The 19237-nt window shown below is 69.8% G+C and carries 18 protein-coding genes and 4 pseudogenes; 12 read left to right on the forward strand and 10 right to left on the reverse strand.

Going from position 1 to position 19237, the window contains the following annotated elements; all coding sequences use genetic code 11:
• Positions 1-717 (forward strand): annotated as a pseudogene (locus tag IF00_RS44370) (DUF2252 family protein); the annotation flags it as partial.
• Between the two features lie 460 nt (positions 718-1177).
• On the opposite strand, the gene IF00_RS43005 reads toward IF00_RS44370, so the two are convergent.
• The gene (locus IF00_RS43005; RefSeq protein ID WP_051820830.1) at positions 1178-1507 is read right to left on the reverse strand and encodes a hypothetical protein; all 330 of its coding nucleotides are present in this window, start codon (positions 1505-1507) and stop codon (positions 1178-1180) included.
• 380 nt (positions 1508-1887) lie between these two features.
• Between IF00_RS43005 and IF00_RS46560 the strand changes: the two genes are divergently transcribed.
• Positions 1888-2484 carry a hypothetical protein gene (locus IF00_RS46560; protein ID WP_030326178.1) on the forward strand — a complete coding sequence of 199 codons (597 nt, stop codon included), beginning with the start codon at positions 1888-1890 and terminating at the stop codon, positions 2482-2484.
• Between the two features lie 33 nt (positions 2485-2517).
• Positions 2518-2895, forward strand: a complete 378-nt coding sequence (locus IF00_RS46565) for a hypothetical protein (RefSeq protein ID WP_209439840.1) — start codon at positions 2518-2520, stop codon at positions 2893-2895.
• A 402-nt stretch (positions 2896-3297) separates the two neighbouring features.
• On the opposite strand, the gene gad is transcribed toward IF00_RS46565, so the two are convergent.
• On the reverse strand, positions 3298-4662 hold the full coding sequence (gene gad / locus IF00_RS0137750; protein ID WP_030326180.1) for a glutamate decarboxylase: 1365 nt from the start codon (positions 4660-4662) through the stop codon (positions 3298-3300).
• Positions 4663-5831: 1169 nt separating this feature from the next.
• Here gad and IF00_RS44380 point away from each other — a divergent pair.
• A pseudogene (locus tag IF00_RS44380) lies at positions 5832-6493 on the forward strand (hypothetical protein); the annotation flags it as partial.
• Positions 6494-6528: 35 nt separating this feature from the next.
• On the opposite strand, the gene IF00_RS44385 reads toward IF00_RS44380, so the two are convergent.
• Positions 6529-7275 (reverse strand): archease, encoded by a 747-nt coding sequence (locus tag IF00_RS44385; RefSeq protein ID WP_037640091.1) that lies wholly within the window; start codon positions 7273-7275, stop codon positions 6529-6531.
• Between the two features lie 459 nt (positions 7276-7734).
• On the opposite strand from IF00_RS44385, the gene IF00_RS0137760 reads away from it, so the two are divergent.
• Entirely contained in the window at positions 7735-8133 is a 399-nt protein-coding gene (locus tag IF00_RS0137760) for a DUF302 domain-containing protein (RefSeq protein ID WP_030326184.1), read from the forward strand.
• A gap of 62 nt (positions 8134-8195) precedes the next feature.
• Here IF00_RS0137760 and IF00_RS0137765 read toward each other — a convergent pair whose 3' ends face one another.
• The 5 genes from IF00_RS0137765 to IF00_RS0137790 all read right to left on the reverse strand — a co-directional run bounded on the left by IF00_RS0137765 (position 8196) and on the right by IF00_RS0137790 (position 11684).
• On the reverse strand, positions 8196-8732 hold the full coding sequence (locus IF00_RS0137765; protein WP_030326186.1) for a flavodoxin domain-containing protein: 537 nt from the start codon (positions 8730-8732) through the stop codon (positions 8196-8198).
• A gap of 144 nt (positions 8733-8876) precedes the next feature.
• The gene (locus IF00_RS43020; protein ID WP_030326188.1) at positions 8877-9152 is read right to left on the reverse strand and encodes an adenine nucleotide alpha hydrolase family protein; all 276 of its coding nucleotides are present in this window, start codon (positions 9150-9152) and stop codon (positions 8877-8879) included.
• Between the two features lie 111 nt (positions 9153-9263).
• Positions 9264-9959: a helix-turn-helix domain-containing protein gene (locus tag IF00_RS0137775; protein ID WP_030326190.1), complete on the reverse strand. Its 696-nt coding sequence runs from the start codon at positions 9957-9959 to the stop codon at positions 9264-9266.
• Entirely contained in the window at positions 9959-10858 is a 900-nt protein-coding gene (locus IF00_RS0137780) for a universal stress protein (RefSeq protein ID WP_030326192.1), read from the reverse strand. Before IF00_RS0137780 ends, IF00_RS0137775 begins: the two co-directional genes overlap by 1 nt.
• A 535-nt stretch (positions 10859-11393) precedes the next feature.
• The gene (locus IF00_RS0137790; RefSeq protein WP_030326195.1) at positions 11394-11684 is read right to left on the reverse strand and encodes a DUF1540 domain-containing protein; all 291 of its coding nucleotides are present in this window, start codon (positions 11682-11684) and stop codon (positions 11394-11396) included.
• Positions 11685-12379: 695 nt separating this feature from the next.
• Between IF00_RS0137790 and IF00_RS0137795 the strand changes: the two genes are divergently transcribed.
• From IF00_RS0137795 to IF00_RS47335, 3 genes and pseudogenes are all read left to right on the forward strand, one after another.
• Positions 12380-13324 (forward strand): 1-phosphofructokinase family hexose kinase, encoded by a 945-nt coding sequence (locus IF00_RS0137795; protein ID WP_051820831.1) that lies wholly within the window; start codon positions 12380-12382, stop codon positions 13322-13324.
• Positions 13325-13855: 531 nt separating this feature from the next.
• Positions 13856-14315, forward strand: a pseudogene (locus IF00_RS41920) (Crp/Fnr family transcriptional regulator).
• Between the two features lie 59 nt (positions 14316-14374).
• Positions 14375-14663, forward strand: a pseudogene (locus IF00_RS47335) (CBS domain-containing protein); the annotation flags it as partial.
• Between the two features lie 141 nt (positions 14664-14804).
• Here IF00_RS47335 and IF00_RS47340 read toward each other — a convergent pair.
• Both IF00_RS47340 and IF00_RS47345 read right to left on the reverse strand, forming a co-directional pair.
• Entirely contained in the window at positions 14805-14981 is a 177-nt protein-coding gene (locus tag IF00_RS47340) for a hypothetical protein (protein ID WP_245234739.1), read from the reverse strand.
• A gap of 15 nt (positions 14982-14996) precedes the next feature.
• Positions 14997-15284 (reverse strand): flavodoxin domain-containing protein, encoded by a 288-nt coding sequence (locus IF00_RS47345; protein ID WP_342451068.1) that lies wholly within the window; start codon positions 15282-15284, stop codon positions 14997-14999.
• 75 nt (positions 15285-15359) lie between these two features.
• On the opposite strand from IF00_RS47345, the gene IF00_RS0137810 reads away from it, so the two are divergent.
• The 4 genes from IF00_RS0137810 to IF00_RS0137825 all read left to right on the forward strand — a co-directional run bounded on the left by IF00_RS0137810 (position 15360) and on the right by IF00_RS0137825 (position 19199).
• Complete coding sequence (locus tag IF00_RS0137810) at positions 15360-16004, forward strand: hypothetical protein (RefSeq protein ID WP_030326200.1); 645 nt, start codon at positions 15360-15362, stop codon at positions 16002-16004.
• Positions 16005-16010: 6 nt separating this feature from the next.
• On the forward strand, positions 16011-16556 hold the full coding sequence (locus tag IF00_RS0137815) for a flavodoxin family protein (RefSeq protein WP_030326202.1): 546 nt from the start codon (positions 16011-16013) through the stop codon (positions 16554-16556).
• A gap of 353 nt (positions 16557-16909) precedes the next feature.
• Positions 16910-17623, forward strand: a complete 714-nt coding sequence (locus IF00_RS0137820; protein WP_051820832.1) for an adenine nucleotide alpha hydrolase family protein — start codon at positions 16910-16912, stop codon at positions 17621-17623.
• A gap of 106 nt (positions 17624-17729) precedes the next feature.
• Entirely contained in the window at positions 17730-19199 is a 1470-nt protein-coding gene (locus IF00_RS0137825) for a bifunctional aminoglycoside phosphotransferase/ATP-binding protein (RefSeq protein WP_030326206.1), read from the forward strand.
• Positions 19200-19237: the final 38 nt, after the last annotated feature.

The raw sequence follows: 19237 nt of genomic DNA on the forward strand, positions 1-19237 counted from the left end.
CGGCCTCGCGGGCAGAGAGACCGTCCGGGCCCGTGGCGAGTTCACGACGCAGCCGGGGCAGCGGTTCACTGGGGTCGAAGGGCAGCGCCTGGGGGGAGGCCGCGAGCTGATCGAACGGTACGCGGGCACGCTGCGGCCGGACCACCGGCCGCTGCTCTCGCAGTTCCGCCTGGTCGACATGGCGCGCAAGGTGGTCGGCGTGGGCAGTGTGGGAACTCGCTGCTGGATCGTCCTCATGCTCGGCAGGGACAAGGAGGATCCGCTGCCCGTCCAGGTCAAGGAGGCCGAGCGGTCGGTACTCGCCGAGTACACCGGAGAGAGCGAGTACGACAACCAGGGTCAGCGCGTGGTCGTCGACAGCAGCTGATGCATGCCGCCAGTGAATCGTCCTCGGCTGGGAGCGCGCCGCCGGCATCGACGGCCGCGAGCGGGACTTCTACGTACGGCAGTTGCGGGACTGGAAGGGCAGCGTCGACACCGCCGTGATGCTGCCCGAAGGCGTGCGGATTCTCGGCGAGCTGTGCGGATTCTCGCTGGCCCGGGCACATGCCCGGTCGGGTGACCGGATCGCCATCGCGGCATACCTGGGCGGCGGCGACTCCTTCGACCGGGCGTTGACCGACTTCGCGGAAACCTACGCGGACCAGAACGAGCGCGACCACATGGGCGCTGGTCGAGGCTGTCGACTCCGGTCGGCTTGTCACGGAAGCCCCGTGAAGCAGTTGTGCGTGGCGAAGAGTGTGAACGAGTCCTGCCTGGACAGATCCTGACGGTTGGTCGGGCATATGTGAACCCGGATGCCTTCGGCGGGTGCTGCTCCAGGAGCTCGACGATCGTGCGGTGGAGCCGCTGGCGCCTCACGCGTGAAGATCCCGGCCTGCAGGGATGCCTGTGGCGACCGCACCCCAGTCGAGCCGAACTGGCCCACCGCGATAAGCACCACGACAACGTCGCCACCCAGCCAACAAGCGGAGTTGCCGGAGATACTGCCGTGGTTCAGCGCGCCCCCTGGCGTGGAAGCCGAGTCGTGCGGATCCGCCTGCACGACACCTGCCTGCGGGCGCTGCGCATGCGTGTCACGGCAGAGCGCCGTGGCTGTCCGACCCGTATCCCGGCCACAGACGTCTCCGGCTGCGGAGTCTTTGACGGACACGCCGTCTCAGGCGCCCCAACACGGTCAGGAGTACCAGTCTGCCTCCGCCGGCCGCGCCCGCCGGGGCACCTCCCGGGCGACCATGGGACTGCGTTCGCCACCCGCGAGCAGGGTGCTCGTCGGGTCGCCACCGAGAGCGCCCGGGAGCGTCACCTCGACCGCGATGCCGCGAGGCGGGTCGGTCGGCAGGATCGTGGTCAGCACAGTCGTCTGGGCGTGGTGGCCATGTGCGCGGGCGGCGGCGACCTGCTTCCCGTCCACGAGGAGCTCCAGCTCCCGCCTCCCGCCCATCCGCAAGCCCACGGTGACCGAGCAGCCGGCGTGCTCGCAATGAAAGTGATACTCGCGGCCCATGATCGCCTCCCTGGAGCGCCTGGCAACAAGTCCCTTCCCTCCATCGTGACACCGGACGGCGGCTGCGCCAGCCCTGGACTCGCTCCCGCGGCCCTCACCGCTACGCCCCTCTCCCCACGACCGCACCACGGTCGCCACGCACCGGCGGGCGCTGGCTGTCGTTCCTCCCGGACACCGACAGCCACCGCGACCAGATCGCCGCGCCTCCCTGCTGAGCGCCCCACTCACAAGCTGCTCCCCCTGCACATGGGGATCAAGGGGCCACTCTCGCCGCGCGAGCAGTACGCACCCCGTCGGCGCGATGGGTGGGCACGGTCGACGGCAGCCAGTGACGATGGGGGAGGAAGATCCGCATCGCAGCCCGTGGAAGGTCGATGCGCATGACGCAGAAGTGGGAACCGACCCATGAATGGTCAGGCCGCTACAGCTCCACGGGCGGTGTGCACGGCGCGGGTGGCCAACCTGGCCTCGGACGGCCGCGCCGACACCGCCCATGTACTGAGCCTGCCCATCGCGACCACGACGGATGGCGCGCCGTATGCCCCTGGCCCGGCCCGTCCTTCACCGAGGCGCGCCAGCCGTTCGGCACCCCCATCAGTTCGGAGACCCTCTCCGAACTGGATGCCAACTCCTGGGAGCTGCACCACATCGACGAGGACTTCGCGGAGACCCGCGACCTCGCCGCCGAACACTGCGACAAGGCCATCGAGTTGATCTCCCTGTGGTACGTGGAGGCCGGCAAGTACGGCGTGCTGCCCATCGACGGGAGCGCCCTCGCGCAGATGACCGTCGAACGACCGACGATCGCCACGGCGCGGACCAGCTACACCTTCCGGCCCGGCACCCAGTCCCTGCCGCCGTCCCGTCGCTCCGAGGGTGCTCTCAACCGTCCGCACAGCGTCACCGCCGACGTGGAGATCTCCGCCGACGGCGCCGAGGGTGTCCTGATGAGTCAGGGCTCGATGGCCGGCGGCTGAAGCTTCTACATCAAGGACGGCAGACTGACATACGTGCACAACTACCTGCGGCGAGGCTTCTACACCGTCACCTCGACGGATGCGGTGCCCGCAGGCCGCCACGAGCTGCGTTTCGAATTCGAACCGACGGGCAAGCCCGATCTCTCCGCCGGCAAGGGCGCGCCGGGGCGCGCCCGGCTCTACGTCGACCGCCAACTGGTGGCAGAGGCGGACCTCCCGGTGACCACCCCCGTCATGTTCAACCCCGGCGGCCTGACATGCGGCGCCAATCCCGGCCAGCCGGTCACACCCCGACTATCAGGCACCGTTCCGTTTCAGCGCCACGATCCACACCGTGACCGTCGACCTGTCCGGCGAACTCATCGTCGACGCGGACAGCGAGATGCGCATGCACATGGCCCGGCAGTATAGGATCCGCTCGACACCCAGCAGGCTGCTCGGGCACATGAGAGGCGCCCGACCTGGGCTTTGCCCGCCAGGTGCCTCTCGCTCACTCCACCTGGGAACGGTTCGCGTCTGCGTCGAAACTGTCGGAGTGCAGCAGGACACCAGCCGCACCGGATGCGCCGTCGGAGCCGATCTCGCACGGGGCCTCACCGGAGTTCGCTCTCTCTGGTGAGGCTTCGTCGTCTCACGCGCCACTCTGATTACCAGGCCCGACTCTCCTGGGCCCGAGGGCCTGACCGCGAATGACACACACGTTATGGACCGGCAGGGCGCCTGGGACGGTACTTCCAGCCCGGGCCTGGTGATGCCCGCCGAGACAGCGTGTACGGAGGGCGTGCACAGGCGTGCACCTGGGGGCGGAGCGCATCAGTAGCCGGTGCCGCGCTTGACCTGGGCCCGCTCGGTCCTATGGGTCGCACCCTTTTCGTCCAACGTGCGACACGCGTCATCAATGTCCTGACCCAGGCGATCGATCTGCTCGCGGCTGAGGGTCTCCTTGACCAAAGCACGCATGATCTTCACCCGCTCCGCGTTGGGCGGGAGCGTGTACGCCGGCACCATCCAGCCGCGCTCGGCCGCAAGTTGCCAGGCGACGTCGGACTCGTCGTAGGCGTGCTGGCCGGCGAGGCGGAAGGCGACCAGCGGCAGCTGCTCGAGGTCGCTCCCGATCACCTCGAAGCGGCCGCCGCTGCGCAGGTTGTCCGCCAACGCGTGGGCGTTCTCCTGCATGATCTTCATGACGTAGGTGTAGCCCTGGCGACCGAGCCGAACGAAGTTGTAGTACTGCGCGAGCACCATCGACGCGCCGGTGGAGAAGTTCAGGGTGAACGTCGCGTCGGTCTTGCCCAAGTAGTTTTCCTCGAAAACGAGATCCTTGGCCAGGTCGGACTCCTCGCGGAAGACCAGCCAGCCGATACCGGGATAGACCAGGCCGTACTTGTGCCCCGAGACATTGATGGAGCGGACCTGCTCCAGCCGGAAGTCCCATTTCGAGTCCGGGTAGAGGAAGGGCCACACAAAAGCCCCGCTGGCTCCATCGACGTGGATCGGGATGTCGAGGTCTCGCTCCTTGCGGATGTCCCGCAGGAGCTTGTCGATCCCGACCACGTCGTCCTTGTGGCCGGTGAACGTGGTGCCGAGGACGGCGACGACGCCGATCGTGTTCTCGTCGAGGTGAGGTTCCACGTCCTCCGGGCCGATCGTGTACTTACCCTCGGCGAGCGGCACGATCCGCGGCTCGACGTCGAAGTAGCGGCAGAACTTCTCCCACACGACATGGACGTCCCCGCCGAAGACCAAGTTCGGTTGGTCGACCGACAGTTTGGCCGCCTGGCGGCGCTCCCGCCACTTCCACTTCAGCGACAGCGCACCGAGCATGATCGCCTCGGACGAACCCTGGGTCCGACATCCGGTCGTCCTGCCCGGCGCGTTGAAGAGATCGGCAAGCATGCGCACACAACGCTGCTCGATCTCGGCGGAAATCGGGTACTCCGCGTGGTCGATGAAATTGCGGTGGAGGTTCTCGGCGATCAGCCGTTGCGCCTCCGGCTCCATCCACGTGGTGACAAACGTGGCGAGGTTGCGCTGCGGGTCACCCTCCATGGCGAGATCCACATCCACGAGCCTCATCGCATCCGTCGCGGACATGCCCTCCGCGGGGAAAGCCTCCGAGGGAGCGGGAACGGTCAGGAATCGGTTGCCAAAAAGAGCCATGTCATCACGCTTGGTCATGCGCCGATTCAAACAGCGCCGGACACCGCTTCTACGACGGACACGCCGAGGCGGAACGGCGCAGGGCTCGGCCATGAACGAGCAGTGCCATCGCCGCTGCTTCGAACACAAATTCCAGCGAAAACGGCGACGTGAGGGCAGTAGGAAACGGCAGCTGTAGTGCGATGGCCACAACTTGGGGAGGCACTCCAGTAGTCACGTCGCATGCGCCTCTCCCCGTTCTTGCCTGTCGGCGCCCATGTCCCTCGGCGCTCCCGTCGGGACTCCGGCCAGGGACCGCGCCGGCGGGGCGGTCCCATGGGCGGCGTCGAACAGCCAGCAAGCAGCCCCGAAGTCCTCACCCGGGTCACCGACGTCCCGCCCCGGACGGCCGACGCAGGCACCTTCCCGCAGCAGAACCCTCGTGGAGCTGTGGCAGCCAGCCCCGCCTCCAGGCCACCTGTGGAGGTCCCGACCAAGATCCGGACCACACCCGGACCGTGACGCTGACCGACGGTACGACGGCGATCGCTTCTGCAGGTCAACACCGATGCTGCCGGTGTACCACCAGCAGGCCAAGAATCTTCTCGCGTCTTACTCGCCGAAGAGGCTCGGCTTCTTCTAGGGGCACAGAGAAGGGCGCTTGAACTGGGCTTATACCCAGGCAGGCGCGCCCATCAGTCACGTCAGCCAGCACGAGATGGTTATGCGGTGTGACTCCCATTTTCTCCCACTGCCATCCCACTCCTGACCAGCTCTTCCGGTCTATTTCCGGCCCAATTCCGGTCCGGCTGACGGGGTGGCACCCGACTGACGCGATCCCATTCCTCCATGGACTGCTCGATCAGACGGTTCGCCTGCCGTCGAACGCCGTCCAGGAACTTGGCGTAGAAGCGGAAGAGGACCTCGATGCTCTGACCGGCTCTGCGAGCGCATTCAGCCGGGTCCACACCGGAGTACAGCCAGAAGGAGATGCCGGCATGGCGAAGGTCGTAGGGCCGCTTGGCCAGGCCTGAGGCAAGTTCCATGCGCGTCAAGGCATGCTTCCTAGCCCGCGCCCACGTCAGACCGTAGGCCGATGCCTCCACGTAGTTCCCTTACCGGTTCCGGAACAGGCGACCATCCGGCTCCACGCCGAACCTCTCTGTGTGGGCGACAAGCATGCGGACGAACGGCGGCCGGACGCGTGAGGCGCCGCCCTGCAGTGCTTAACCGGCTCGAAGGCGCATACCATCCACACCCCCACGATCGCCGTCAACTCGGGGCTGAAGCTCTCCGAGTACGGCCTGTTCGAGACGGGGAATGGCAAGCGAATCGCCTCCCGCACCGAGGAGGAGGTGTACGCCCGGCTCGGCCCGCCGTGGATCCCGCCAACGCTGGGCGAGGATTGCGGCGAGATCGAAGCGGCTCTCCGCGGGGGAGCTGCCCGAGGTGGTTACGGAGGGCGACATCAAGGGCGACCTGCACACCCGTCGGCTCGTCCGCGCCTGCGAGGACCCCCAAGTCGACATCATCGACCATCCCACCACCCACCTCATCGGCAAGCGGCCGGGCATCGACGCATACCTCGACGAGGTGTTCGCCGCCTGCGCCCGCACCGGCACCGCCCCGGAGATCGTCGCCCAGCCCGACCGTGTCGACCTGGGCGACGAGGACATCCCCAGCGCAAGAAGTCACGGGGTGAAGTCCGCCATCGACACCGACGCCCACTCCATCCCCCAGCTCGCCTACCTCCGCTACGGCGTCGGCACGGCGCAACGGATGGCTCACCCCCGACGACGTCATCAACACCTGGCCGCTGCGGCGGCTGCGGCGATTCCTGCGCAGAGGCCGAACGGACCGAGTGAGCTGAGTGCGCACTCACACATCGAGCGTCACCGAGCAGGTTCAGCCGTCCGGACCACGGTTCAGCGCCAGTCCGTGCAGCGTGACGGCTTTCGGCGCGGCGCCGGTCACCGGAAGCGACCCGGCGTCGGCCATCTGGAATACGCCCTTCACGCCGCGGTCGACGGGGGCGAGTTCCACGTCGACCGGGACCTCGCCCACCATGTCCAGCCGGTAGACGACCTCGTCCAGGAGCGCGACGAGGACGTCCTCGTCCCGCTCCGCCCGTATTTCCACGTCCCGGCGGCGGACACCCGCCGCCCCCGTCAAGTTTAGGAACGACGCGCAGACGCCTCGTACGGCCTGTGCCAGGCACTCCTCCCGGGTGGGGGCCCATGCCTCCACCCGCAAATCCGCCGTATGCGGCACATCGCGAAACCCACTGCGGCCAGCCGCACGGTCCGGTCCCTTCACGCCCCTGTCCCCCCTCGCGCGTCGCGTCCGGCGGTCAGAGAAAAGCCGTGCCACGGTAGCCCCACCGGGGCGGCAGCCCGGGCAACACCGTGCCGGCCTGGGGACGCCGATCCGCCGGCTCCTCCCGCACCGGATGACCGGCCAGGGAGCAACGATGTCGACCGCCATCAGCACCCCGGCAAGACGCCCGTCCTCGGCAAGCGCCGGAAGGGCATCGGCGCCGGTGTACGTCATCATGTCGACCGCGTGGCGTACGGTCTGCTCCACGTGCACGAGCACCGGCCGATGCCACCAGGCCAGGGAGCTCGGTTCCAGCCACCAGCCCCCACTCGTCATCCAGTCTTCCTTCGATCCACGGGACTCGCAGCGGGCCGAACGGCCCTTCCCGGGGGCTGACAGGTCCGCCTATCGGATCGGCGCGACGACGACGCGCAGCATGAGCAGTCCTGAGAATCATCGTTCCGCGGAGGTGAACCGCGACCCGCACCTCGCTGGTCCGCCGGTGGGAAAGGCGTGCGGCGGCGGTCCGACACATCGGAAGCGGCAGCGCCGGATCACGCCGTACGCCACCGATGAACAGCGCCCCTTTCGAGTCCGCGTACAGGCAGGGGGCGAACAGAAGAGCCGGAGCGAACCGCATTGACACCGCCGGGGTGGTTCGCCTCCGGACGAGTGCGGTCAGGGCATCATGCTGTTGGTCGCGGCCCGGCCCGAACCGCCCGTACAGCAGCACGACGACCGGGGCCGGACACGTGCCGGCGAGGTCGTCATCATCGGATCAGTGAGGTGGAGAGCATGCCGTACGACCGCACCGTCAAGCCGGCGGGGACCTTCGAGGCGACCGTGGAGGCCGTTCGCCGTGCACTGGAGGAGCAGGGCTTCGGCATCCTGACCGAGATCGACGTCCAGGCCACGCTCAAGGCGAAGCTCGGCCACGACATGGAGCCCTATCTGATCCTCGGGGCATGCAATCCCCCGCTCGCCCGGCAGGCGCTGGACGCCGACCGCTCGGTCGGGCTGCTCCTGCCCTGCAATGTCGTGGTCCGCACCGACGGCGACCGGGTGATCGTCCAGGCGATCGACCCCTCGACCATGGTCGCTCTCACCGGCGTCGACGCCATGGCCCCGGTCGCGGAGGAGGCTACTCGCCGCCTCGACGCCGCACTCGCCTCCCTCGCGGAAGGCGGTTCGTGAGCGGGCCAACGCCGTGCCGGCCGACCTGCCCTCCGCGAGGGCCGGTCGGCCGTGGGAGGCCATCAGTCTGCGGGGCCGCGTGCGGGCAGGGCTGTGAGCTGCCTTGCGATGTCGTCCGCCCATGCCTCGACCGCCGCCCAGTCCCGGTGGTCTCCGTAGCGACAGCCGAGCAGACGGAAGAGCACAGCCCCCTTGCGGTCCAGGTGTTCGCGCCGGATCACGCCCGAGAAGCGTCGATGCTCCCGGGGACTGACGACGTCGACGAGCGCGGCGACACGCGGCTGCACGACGCGATCGGCCAGCAGGCGCAAGAGCCTGGGCAGGGCGGCGGACATCCCGACGCTGAACATCCACACCGGCTGCCCACGCAACCCCTCGGCGCCGACCCGGACGGCGGCTTCCGCCGTCGGCAGCCAGGCTCCGTCATGAACCGCGCTCCCCATGACGAACGCGTCAGCCCGCGGGAGCCCGCCGAGGGCCGAGGTCAGCGCCCGCACCTCGACGTGGTGGCCGTGAGTTCTCAGCCGAGTGCCGATCCGTGAGGCGATCTCCTGCGTGGAGTGATGCTCGGAGGCGTACAGGACGCGTACGAATACCATGGTTCTGCCTCCGTATGCGGGGGCCGCCGCGAAGGCGGCGGCACGAAGCGGAAGAAGTATCTCCGGGAAGTGATCGGCGTTGCCTGATGCATCGGCAGGACAGTGCACGCGTTCGCCGGACCTCTGCACGCCGACGTGGGGGCATCATGTACCCCGGCCTCCGCCGCCACCGCGCGGGACGCTCGTCATCAGCCACGTGACCGTACGGCTGACGTCACGCCCCGCCTCCCGTATCGCCCGAAGAGTCTCCGCCCGGACGAACACGGCGCGCCGGTCGGTGTCGGCGGCGTGTACGAGGTACAAGGACCGGCCGCGCCGCGCCGCCTCGGCGGCGACCCACAGGACGGCCGTGGACGGGGAACCGTCGACCCCCACGGCTACGGTGCCGAGCCCCGGGTGGACGGGGAAGTCACTGCTCATCGCTCCTCCTCGGCAGTACGTCTCGGGGCCGGTGATACGCCCGCCCCCAGGTGCGACACCTTCCACGCAGGCACCACTTCGGGATGCCCGGCGCCCCGCCGCGCCGGGCCGCTACGCCGGTCCGTCCGAATGACTCTCGACTCCGGGAGCGCCCTCCACGACGATGCGCCGGCCGGTGACACGACGCGGCGCCAGGGCCATGACCACGTCCCGCCCCTCCCCTGCCCACGGGCCGGTGGACATCGCATTCTGCAGCCGTCGGGTGGCGAACGCTTCGGTGACGCGGCGGACCTGGCCCACGACGAGCACGCTCCAGCCCTGGCTGAAGGCCTCGTCCACGTGGTCGGCCTCGAAGGCGATCTCCGTCCCGGTCGTACGGACCACCGCCGCGCCCGGCGCCGTCATGAAGACGATCTCCCCGTGCTCGATCTGGTAGTTGACGGGGAAGGCCGCTGGACCCTCCTCGGTGGTGAAGACGATCCGCCCGACCCCGTGGGTGCCCAGCAGGCGCCGGGACTCCGGCTCGTCCAGCTCGACGAGCCGCGCATCGCGCCCTGCTCGGCCGACGTCGTCCGGCAGTTCGGCCGTGTACCCGGTCAGGTCCTGGACGGTGCACTCCAGGGCGTTGGCGAGGCGGGCCATGAAGGCGACGCCAGGCGTGGCCCCCCGCTCCTCCACGTACTGGATGTAGCTCGGTGCCGAACCGGCGCGTTCGGCCACCTCCTCCCTGGTCAGGCCGAGAGCCTCACGCCGGGCGACGACCCGGCGTCCGATGTCGCCGCGAGCGTGCGGGGTGGCGCCGGTCATCACCGCTCACCCCGGATCGGAGCGCCGTGGCCCTGCGGGACGACGGCGACCGGGCAGGCGGCGTGGTGGAGGGCCCGATAGGCGACCCGGCCCAGCTCCATGCCGACGTGGACCTCGAGGCGCCGTGCTCCGACGACCAGCAGGTCCGCCGCCACCGACCGCTCGACGAGCGTCTTGTGCGCCGGGCCCTCGACCGTGGTGCGTCGCAGCCGCACCTCTGGATGGGCCCGGACAGCAGCCTCCACGGCCTTGTCGAGGAGCATGGTCGCCTGCTGCTCCTCGTAGTGCGAGGCACCCCCGGGGAGCAAGAGATGATCGACCGGTTCGTGGGCCGGGCGCCGCCAGGCGCGGACGACGTCGAGTTCGACCTGCCGGAAAGCGGCCTCACGGAAGGCGAAGCGGACGGCCGGCGAGTCCACGTCGTGCTCGCCGATACCGAGCAGGACTCTCCGATGGCGCGCTTCCAGGGCATGCCGATCGCCGCGCACGACGATGACAGGACCGTGGGAGCGGGCCGCCACGATGAGTCCGACCGAGCCGAGCAGGAGATCGGCGAGCTCACTGCGGCCCCGGGATCCGACGACGACCGCCGCGGCCGAGCGTCCTTCTTTCACCAGAGCGCTCGCCGCGTCTTCGATGAGGACGTCCGTCGTGACCTTCAGTCCCGGGGCGCGACGCCGGGCGCGTTCGGCCGCGGTGGCGGCGATGTTCTCGGCGAGCACCTGGCCGGAAGGGCGATTCAGACTCCAGGGCGGCACAGAGCCCTCGTACCACTCCCACCGCGAGGCGTTCACGATACGCAGCGGGCCTCTCAGACGGACGGCTTCGTCCGCGGCCCAGTCGGTCGCCGTGAGGCTGGCGTCGGAGCCGTCGGCTCCGACCACGAAGGGCGTCTCCATGGCCCCCACCGCCTTTCGGGATGTGAGATGCCTTGCTGCCACGCTCACACGGGAGAGGGGAGGCGGGGTAGGGCCGGTCGGTCCCGGCCGCGGTCCTCCCCGGACGTCCTTACGCGGGAACGAAGGGAGGAGGGGCCCATCCGCTTCTCGCGGATCCTGAATCATCGCCTTGCGCAGATCGCCGACAGGGCGCACCCTCTCTCGCTCCACCTGCTTGCGGTCGAAGGGATGGGAGCCCGGACCGTGCCGCACTTGTACTCGCCGACGGCGGGAGCCCCGCTCGCGTCGAGCCCGAGCGAGTCGAACCGGCCGGCGTGGACCGGTCCCGTGCTGTACTCGGACGCCGGGAACCGGACCCCCGGCAGCGCCTCCGTGTTCGCCTCGACGCGGCGCTGCACGTCAGTCTCCGCCTTGGCATGCGCGGGATCGAGCGATTGGCATGGCGTCAGGGAGGACACTGCCCGAGGAGAACGCCGGAAAGCTCGGGAGCCGTGCACGCGGGTACGGTGTCTTCCATGCGCCCACGGCCGTCGGCTCAGGCGGGTGCGTAGGTCAGGCAGTCGACATCGGTCTGCTGGTAGCCGACGATGATACCCGGGGCACGGCATTCGAGGTCGGTGTCGTGCCGGCAGTCGGACATCTTGCAGGCGCCGACACGGCCGGTGACGGTCGGGTCTCCGCCCTTGGACGGTGCGGTGAAGAAGGTGTCGCAGTGTGCGTGCCCGGGCCCGGGGTCTCCCAGGGTGATGGCCAGGGCGTGGCAGGCGTGATCCCGGTTGTAGGCGCAGTCCCCGACCGCGCACTCGTTGACGACAGGCATGTCCATGAGGGCGTCCTCCTGGTTCGCGTCTCGTCCCGCTCCTCGGCGGTAAGCTGCAGGTGGGCGGCTTCAACACTCACCTGCCCGTGTCGAGCGTGACCGCACGTGGCGCCGGCGGCGAGCGGGTTTCCACCGGTCGGCGCAATCCGCTGCCAGCCGCCGGGGCCCCGCGGTCGTGGGGAACACTTCGCAGGAAACACGACCTCCCGTTCGGACACCTGTGCGCCGTCCAGCCAAGGGCCATTCGCTCGGATGGGCCCGCGGGGGAGGGAGTGCACGGGCCCACGCGCTGCTCTGATTCCTCATCAACGACCGCATCAGACTGACCGCTACCGCTGCTCCGCCACCACCCCCGCACCAGCCCGGCCGAGGGTCTGAACGGGAACCGTCCGGACGACAGTCCGCTACGGTCCGCCTTCCCGGCGCCGGGGTCGGGGGCTCTCGGCACCGGATACGGGACGGTGCGGGCCGGGCCGGTATGCGGGTGACCTCGCGTTGCCCCAGCATGGGAAGCGAGTGGTCTCCCTGTCCGCGGAGGTGGGCGCGATGACCCAAGACCCTGTCCAGCAGACGGCACACCGAGCCCGGATGGGCGCGACCACCCGGGTGCCGCGATGAGCGCCCCTGCAACACCGACCCCCACCCCAGCCGGGAAGACCGGGAGTGCAAGAGGCTCGCGGAATACGGCCGCCGGGCCGTCCGTGCTCACCCTCACGATCAACCCGACCGTCGATCTCGCCTGGGAGGTCGGGCACCTGACGGGCATCGGCAAGAACCGTGCCCGGGTCAGGTCGGTGGCCGCCGGAGGCGGAGGGATCAACGTCGCACGTGGTGTCGTACGGCTCGGAGGACGGGCCACCGCCGTCCATACCTCCGGAGGCGAGGTCGGCCTGCGCCTGAACCGACTGCTGGACGAAGAGGGCGTCGACCACGTCGCCGTCGACATCGAGGACGAGACCCGCGAAGCACTCGTACTGTTCGACACCGCATCGCGCCACAGCTACCACATCGTGCCGGCCGGCCCAGGACTGCGCGAACACGAGGGACTGCGATGCCTCGACGCCCTGGAGCAGGCCGCCGGCAATCACCCGTACGTCGTGGCCAGCGGCAGCCTGCCCGGCGGCTTGCCCGCCGACTTCTACGCGGTCGTCGCCCGCCGCATCAAGGAAGCCGGCGCCCGGCTGATTCTGGACACCTCCGGGGCGGCCCTCAGCGGAGCACTCGCGGAAGGCGTCTTCCTCCTCAGGTGCAACCGGACAGAGGCCGCGAGCCTGACAGGCCGGGACGTCCTCAGCCTCGACGACGCCCGAGCCGTCAACGAGCACCTGCTGACCACAGGAGCCGCCGAAGTCGCCGTCACCACGGTGGGAGCGCTGGGCGCGGTGTGCTCGACCGGTCACGGCCATACCGAGCTGCACGCGCCACCGCTGCCCGGCGAGCCGTTGAGCGATGCCGGGGCGGGTGACGGCATGGTGGCCGCCATCGCCATACGGCTGACCGCCGGCGACGATCCCGTCAGCGCCAGCGCGCTGGGGGTGGCCGTGGCCGCCGCAGCGATGCTCACCCCCAGCACCGAGCCCTTCGACCCGGAAGTGGCTCGATCACTCCGCCCAGAGGTGAAGACCAAGTTCCAGACCCGTGCGTGAGAGCTGGTCGCGTGCCATGAGTGCCGTACCGGCCCGCAGTCGTCCCCGGCGCCCCGCGCGCCTTCCCGCACATGGGCTGGACAGCCGGCCACCGCCTTCGTCAGCACCCTGACCAGCCTCGCACCAGGGTGACGGGCAGTGCGACCAGCGTGCCCCAGGCGAACTTGTCGCCCTCGGGCCGACGGTACCGGTGCGGTAGTTCAGCGCCGAAGCGGCTGCAGAATGACCGCTCACAGCCGTACGACCTACGACGGCGTCTCGCCCGACTCCGCCCGCGACCGCCGAGCAGCCTCGGGCCACCGCTCCTCTCCGAAGCGACGGGCACCGGCCAGACGCCGCACGGCCAGAAGGTCATGCCGCGCAGTTGTCGGATCTGGCACCGGCTACAGCCGACCGCCACGGCGCGTGGAGGGTGGCGGGCTCGGCCGGCCTCGCACGGGCCGTGCGGTGCCCCAAGGGTCATCCGGCCCTCCTCTCCCCTCACAGAACGAGGCCAGACTGGGAGTGGTGACACCGATGAAAGGGCCCCCGATGAGTACTCCCCCTCACCCACGGCTCACTGCAGCTCTCTCCGCCGACCAGCGTGACCGACTGTTGCAATGCGCCAGCCCGGCCGACTTCCCCGAAGGGACCCGACTGTTCGAGGAGGGTGGATACGCCGATCCGTTCTGGATCATCCGTACCGGGAACCGTCACCCTGGACGTCCGCGTGCCCGGCAAGCGGGCTGCCGTGGTCGACAGCGTCAGCGCGGGCGAACTGCTCGGATGGTCGTGGCTGTTCGAGCCGTATCGCTGGCAGTTCGGGGCCGAGGCCATGACGCGGGTGCGAGCCCACGAGGTCGCCGCGTCTACCGTGCGCATGATGATGGACGCCGATCCGGGCTTCGGCCTCTCCCTGGACCACTTCGTCGGACAGATGCTCGCCCACCGTCTCTACTCCGCCCGTGTACGGCTGCTGGATCTGTACGCCCCGCACGGAAGCGGCCTGTAGATCCTCACCCCTCTGGGAGAACGTGACGCCCGCCTCGCGCTACACCGCCCCGCCACGCCATGACCCACCCCGCCATCGCCGTCGGGCGGACGCGTGCTGCAAGGAGATCGTCGCGCTCATGGAGCAGTGGAAGGTGAGCGCCCTGCCCGTCCTGGACGGAGATTGACGGGTGATCGGGGTCGTGTCGGAAGCCGATCTGCTGCCGAAGGAGGGTTCCGCGCGGACGATCCACGCCCTGACGAGTTCGCCGCGGCATCCAAGGCCGGAGCCCTCAGGACCGGGGGACTCATGTCCAGCCCGGCCGTGACCGTCCACCCGGACGCCACCCTCGCCGAAGCGGCACGGATCACAGGCGGCAAGCACTGAGGCTGTCCGCTTCACAGCTCCGTCGTACGAGGAAGAGGACGCCGACCCATCAGGGCGTGACCCTCCGGCGTCCGCGGAGGACCGTGAACGGTGCAGGACCGCCGGACGTACCAGCGGCACCGCTCATGAGGTGGCGCCGAGTTCGATTCCGATCTGATGCGCCCACGCCAGGATCCGTTCCGGGTTGCGGAAGTCCCCGCCCTTGCCCCGGCTGACCATGTGCCGGACGACCGGATCCGACGTCTCGGCGGTCACGGCGCCACCGAAGGTGACGTGCTCACGGGCACCGAGCTTCTTCATCCGCCGGGCGACTCCTCATACGGGCGGGATGTCGTGCTGCTCCGCGGAACTGTCGACCGGACCACTGCTGAAGAGCCAGACAGGCCGCTGCCTCAGTTCTTCGGCGTTGCGCCGGGCGCACCGTCGTGCCTTGCCGGTCCAGTGCCCGGCGTAGAGGGCTCCGCCGAGGACGACTCCGTCGTAGCCGCTGAGGTCGTGCTTACCGAGCGCTTGTTCGCAGGCGGTGCTCGCCGACCATCTTACGGCCGGGTCAGGCAGGGCCAAGCCGTCGCCGCCGTGGAGGTGGCGACGATCGCGATGCAAGGGGGGACCGTTCGACCCCAGCCAGATACTCGGCCTGTGGATCAGACTGGTGGTGTCGGATTCCGGGAGGTACTCATGAATGCCGACCTGAGCGTCGCCGAGCCCCTCTTGCTCGACGCGGTTCTACCCGATTTCCGGTTCTCCCGCCTGGAGTGCGCGGTGATCGCCGCCGCGCCGGACGTCGTGTACGGCGCAACCCGTGATCTGGACATGCTGTCCATCCACTCGCCGCTGTTCGACGCGGTCATGTGGGCGCGTGGGGTGCCGGACCGGATACGCCGTCGGCCCGTGGTCACACCGCCTTCGATGCGGGTGTCCGATCTGTTCGACACCGCCGCGGGTGGGGATCAGGGGGACCCCGAGGCCCAGCCCTGGGTACCCCTCGGCGAGCGCGCGGGCCGCGAGATCGTCTTCGGGGCGGTCGGCAAGGTGTGGAAGCCCACCATCGAGTGGCGCCGCGTCGAACCCGGCGACTACCCGGGCTTCGACGAGCCCGGCTGGGCGAAGATGGCGGCCGCCTTCGTCGTCCACCCCTACGGGGCTCGGCAGTCCCTCCTGACCTATGAGGCACGCACAGCCTGCACCGACCCGGATTCCACCGCACGGTTCGGCCGCTACTGGACGCTGGTCTCCCCGGGCGTCGGCATCGTGCTGCGCGGGGCACTGCGGACGATCGAGAAGGCCGCCGGGGCCGGAGAAGGAAGCACTCGAAGGAGATGACGCGTGATGCGTGCTGTGATCGTGTACGAGAGCCTGTTCGGCAACACGCGCGAGATCGCTGACGCGATCGGAGAGGGAGTGAAGGAGGCGCACCCGGATGCCGAGGTCGAGTGCGTGGCAGTCGCCGACGCGCTGCCCGAACGCATCGGTCCCACCGACCTCCTGGTCGTCGGCGGACCGACCCATATGCGGGGCATGACCACCGGGATGAGCCGGAAGATGGGGCTGAAGTCCGAGGAGAAGGATGCCGAGAAGGAGGAGCGTGCATTCGTCCCCGAGGAGGGCGCCGAGGGCCCTGGCGTCCGCGACTGGTTCCACGACACGCTCCCGAAGGCCCACACCGGTACCCATGCTGCCGCGGCCTTCGACACCCGGGCGGACATGCGTCTGGCCGGCGCCGCCGCCGGCGGCATAGCGCGCCGGCTGCGCGGCCATGGCTATGAACTCGTCGCGGAACCTGAAGGGTTCATCATCGAGGACACCGAAGGGCCGCTGCGCGAGGGCGAAAGGGATCGCGCGAGGGCGTGGGGAGCGGCCCTCCAGGTCGCCTGACCGGTCCCCCCTCAGGGACGCCACCGACCTTCGTGATCACACATCGACCAGACACCTTTGGCCCGTGCCGGAGTCCTCCGTCCCGTGGAGGGTGCCCGGGCGTCAGCGACGCTGCCGGCGAGGGTGATGCCAGGGCTGCTGGGCCAAAAGCAGTGCGTACCGCCGTGACCTGGCCGTCAGTACACGATCGGGATGGCGTGCCGGCCGAAATCCGTGCCTCGCAGAGGCAAGCGGGAAAGGTCGCCGAACACGGGCGGCGCACGGGACCGGGCCCACCCCGGTTCCGAGGCGGTCACCACGCCGCCCGCGTGCGCCGCACGATGATCTGCGGTACTCCTCGGAGGAGAGGAACGGTGAGCTTCGGCCGTCAGCTGCCGACGTCCGCCCGTCCGTCCTACCCGGAGTCGTACGAGACGGAGACAATCGCCATGGAGCCAGTCTTCACGGTCGGCCTCGACGGCTGGGCGAAACGCCTCGTGCTCCAAGAGCAGACGATGCTCGGTACGCTCGGCCGGGCTCCCGCCGTGACCTTCCTGGGCTCCGTGAGTTCCTTCCTGGGCTCCGTGAGCCCGGCCGTCGTGGCACGTGCCGCACGGCCCGCGGTGCCGGGCGGCCGCGAGGCCCGCGAAGCCGCGCCGTCGTCCGCTCGGGCCGGCCTCGTGGTCGCGTTGCAACGGTACGGCTCGTGCGACGACCTGCTCGCCATCGTCGCCGCCTCGGCACACGGCATTCCCTTCCAGGCCGTCCACGGCCGGAGCCGGCCGATTCGTGCGCACACGCCGTCGGGCCCGGGCCACGACATCACCGACGACGTCACGGATGACGCGCAGAGGCAGCCGGGGCAGGGCCTTCGTCCCTGGCACGAGAGGTTCCCGAACGCGGAGCCGACCGATGCCGTGCGGCTGAAAGGCCCGGCCGAGGCTGTCGTGAGTGCCGCAGAGGGAGCCGAGCCACAGGTCGTCGGCCGACGCGAGCGCCGTCCCGCCCTCGCGACGCCCCTCGGCTCGGTGCCCCAGGCGTCCCCTCACCACGCCGGCCGCCCTGTCGCCGTCGTTCACCATGACTGAGTCCAACCGCCTCGGGGAGGCGATCTCGTCAGTGCGCCAAGACGACGCGTCCGTGCTCCGGACCGCCGCCTCCGGCACCGGCGCCGGCTCTCTCCCGCGGGCGGAGGTGTACGAGACCCACACCGCGGTGGTGTTCTTCGTCGGCGAGCGGGCCTACAAGCTCAAGAAGCCGGTGGACCTGACGTTCCTGGATTACACCACCGTCGAGGCGCGGCGAGCGGCATGCGAGCGGGAGGTCGCCCTCAACTGTCGCTTCGCCCCCGACGTCTACATCGGCGTGGGCGAGTTGAGCGTCCCGCACTCGTCACCCGAACCTCTCGTCGTGATGCGTCGTATGCCGGCGGAGCGCCGCCTGTCCCGGCTCGTACGGGAGGGCGCGGTCGTCGACGACGATCTGCGGGCCGTCGCCCGACTGCTCGCCACACACCACGCCAAGGCGGTCCGCACGCCGGACGTGGACGCGCAGGGCACGCGGGACGCGCTGTCATCCCGTTGGGAGGCGAGCTTCGCGCAGGTTCGTGCGCTCGATGCCGACGGCCAGGCGCCCGAGGGCGTGGAGGAGATCGAGGAGCTGGTCCGCCGGTACCTCGCCGGCCGCGAGGCGTTGTTCGACATGCGCATCGACGAGGGCCGTGTCGCCGACGGACACGGCGACCTGCTCGCCGAGGACATCTTCTGCCTCGACGACGGCCCTCGGGTGCTGGACTGCCTGGAGTTCGACGACCACCTCCGCTACGTCGACGCCCTCGACGACGCCGCCTTCCTCGCCATGGACCTCGAACAGCTCGACGCACCGGAAGCCGCGGCATTCTTCCTCGCCCGCTACATCGAGTACTCCGGCGACCCCTCACCCCCCTCACTGCGCCATCACTACGTCGCCTACCGCGCCTTCGTCCGCGCCAAGGTGGCCTTGATCCAAGCACGCCAGGGCGCGCCCGGCGCCGCCCCCGCCGCACGGCACCTCATCACGACGACTCTGCGTCACCTACGCTCCTCCGTCATCGGCCTCACGCTCGTGGGAGGACTCCCCGGCAGCGGGAAATCCACGCTCTCCGGCGCGCTGGCCGACCGCTTGGGTGTCACCCTGCTCAGCAGCGACCGTCTCCGCAAGGAACTCGCGGGCTTCCCTGCCGACCACCCCGCTCCCGCCCCCTTCGGCGAGGGCCTCTACACACCCGAACGGAGCGAGAACACGTACACGGCCCTGCTCGAGCGCGCGTCCGCCCTGCTCGCCCGTGGCGAATCCGTCGTCCTCGATGCCAGCTGGTCGGACGGGAGGCAGCGCGAAGCCGCCCGGCTCGTGGCCGAGCGAACGAGCGCCGACCTCGTGGCCCTGCACTGCCAGGTCCCGTACGACATGACGGCGGCCCGCCTCGGCACCCGGGCCGCCGGACCGTCCGACGCCGATCTCGGCGTAGCCACCGCCATGGCCGAGCAGGAGCCGCCCTGGGCAGAGGCTGTCGCGGTCGACACCAGCGGCCCCTTGGAGGCCGCTGTCGCCCAAGCGCTGTCGGCGGTACGCCCGTACGGCTCCAGCCCCCTGGTCTTCCGGCGGCCTTACATGACGGCGGACTAGCGGACGACGCGGATGCGGCCATCCACTACCAGGCCCGC

It is taken from the genome of Streptomyces flavochromogenes (assembly GCF_000717595.1).
Lineage (GTDB): Bacteria > Actinomycetota > Actinomycetes > Streptomycetales > Streptomycetaceae > Streptomyces > Streptomyces flavochromogenes.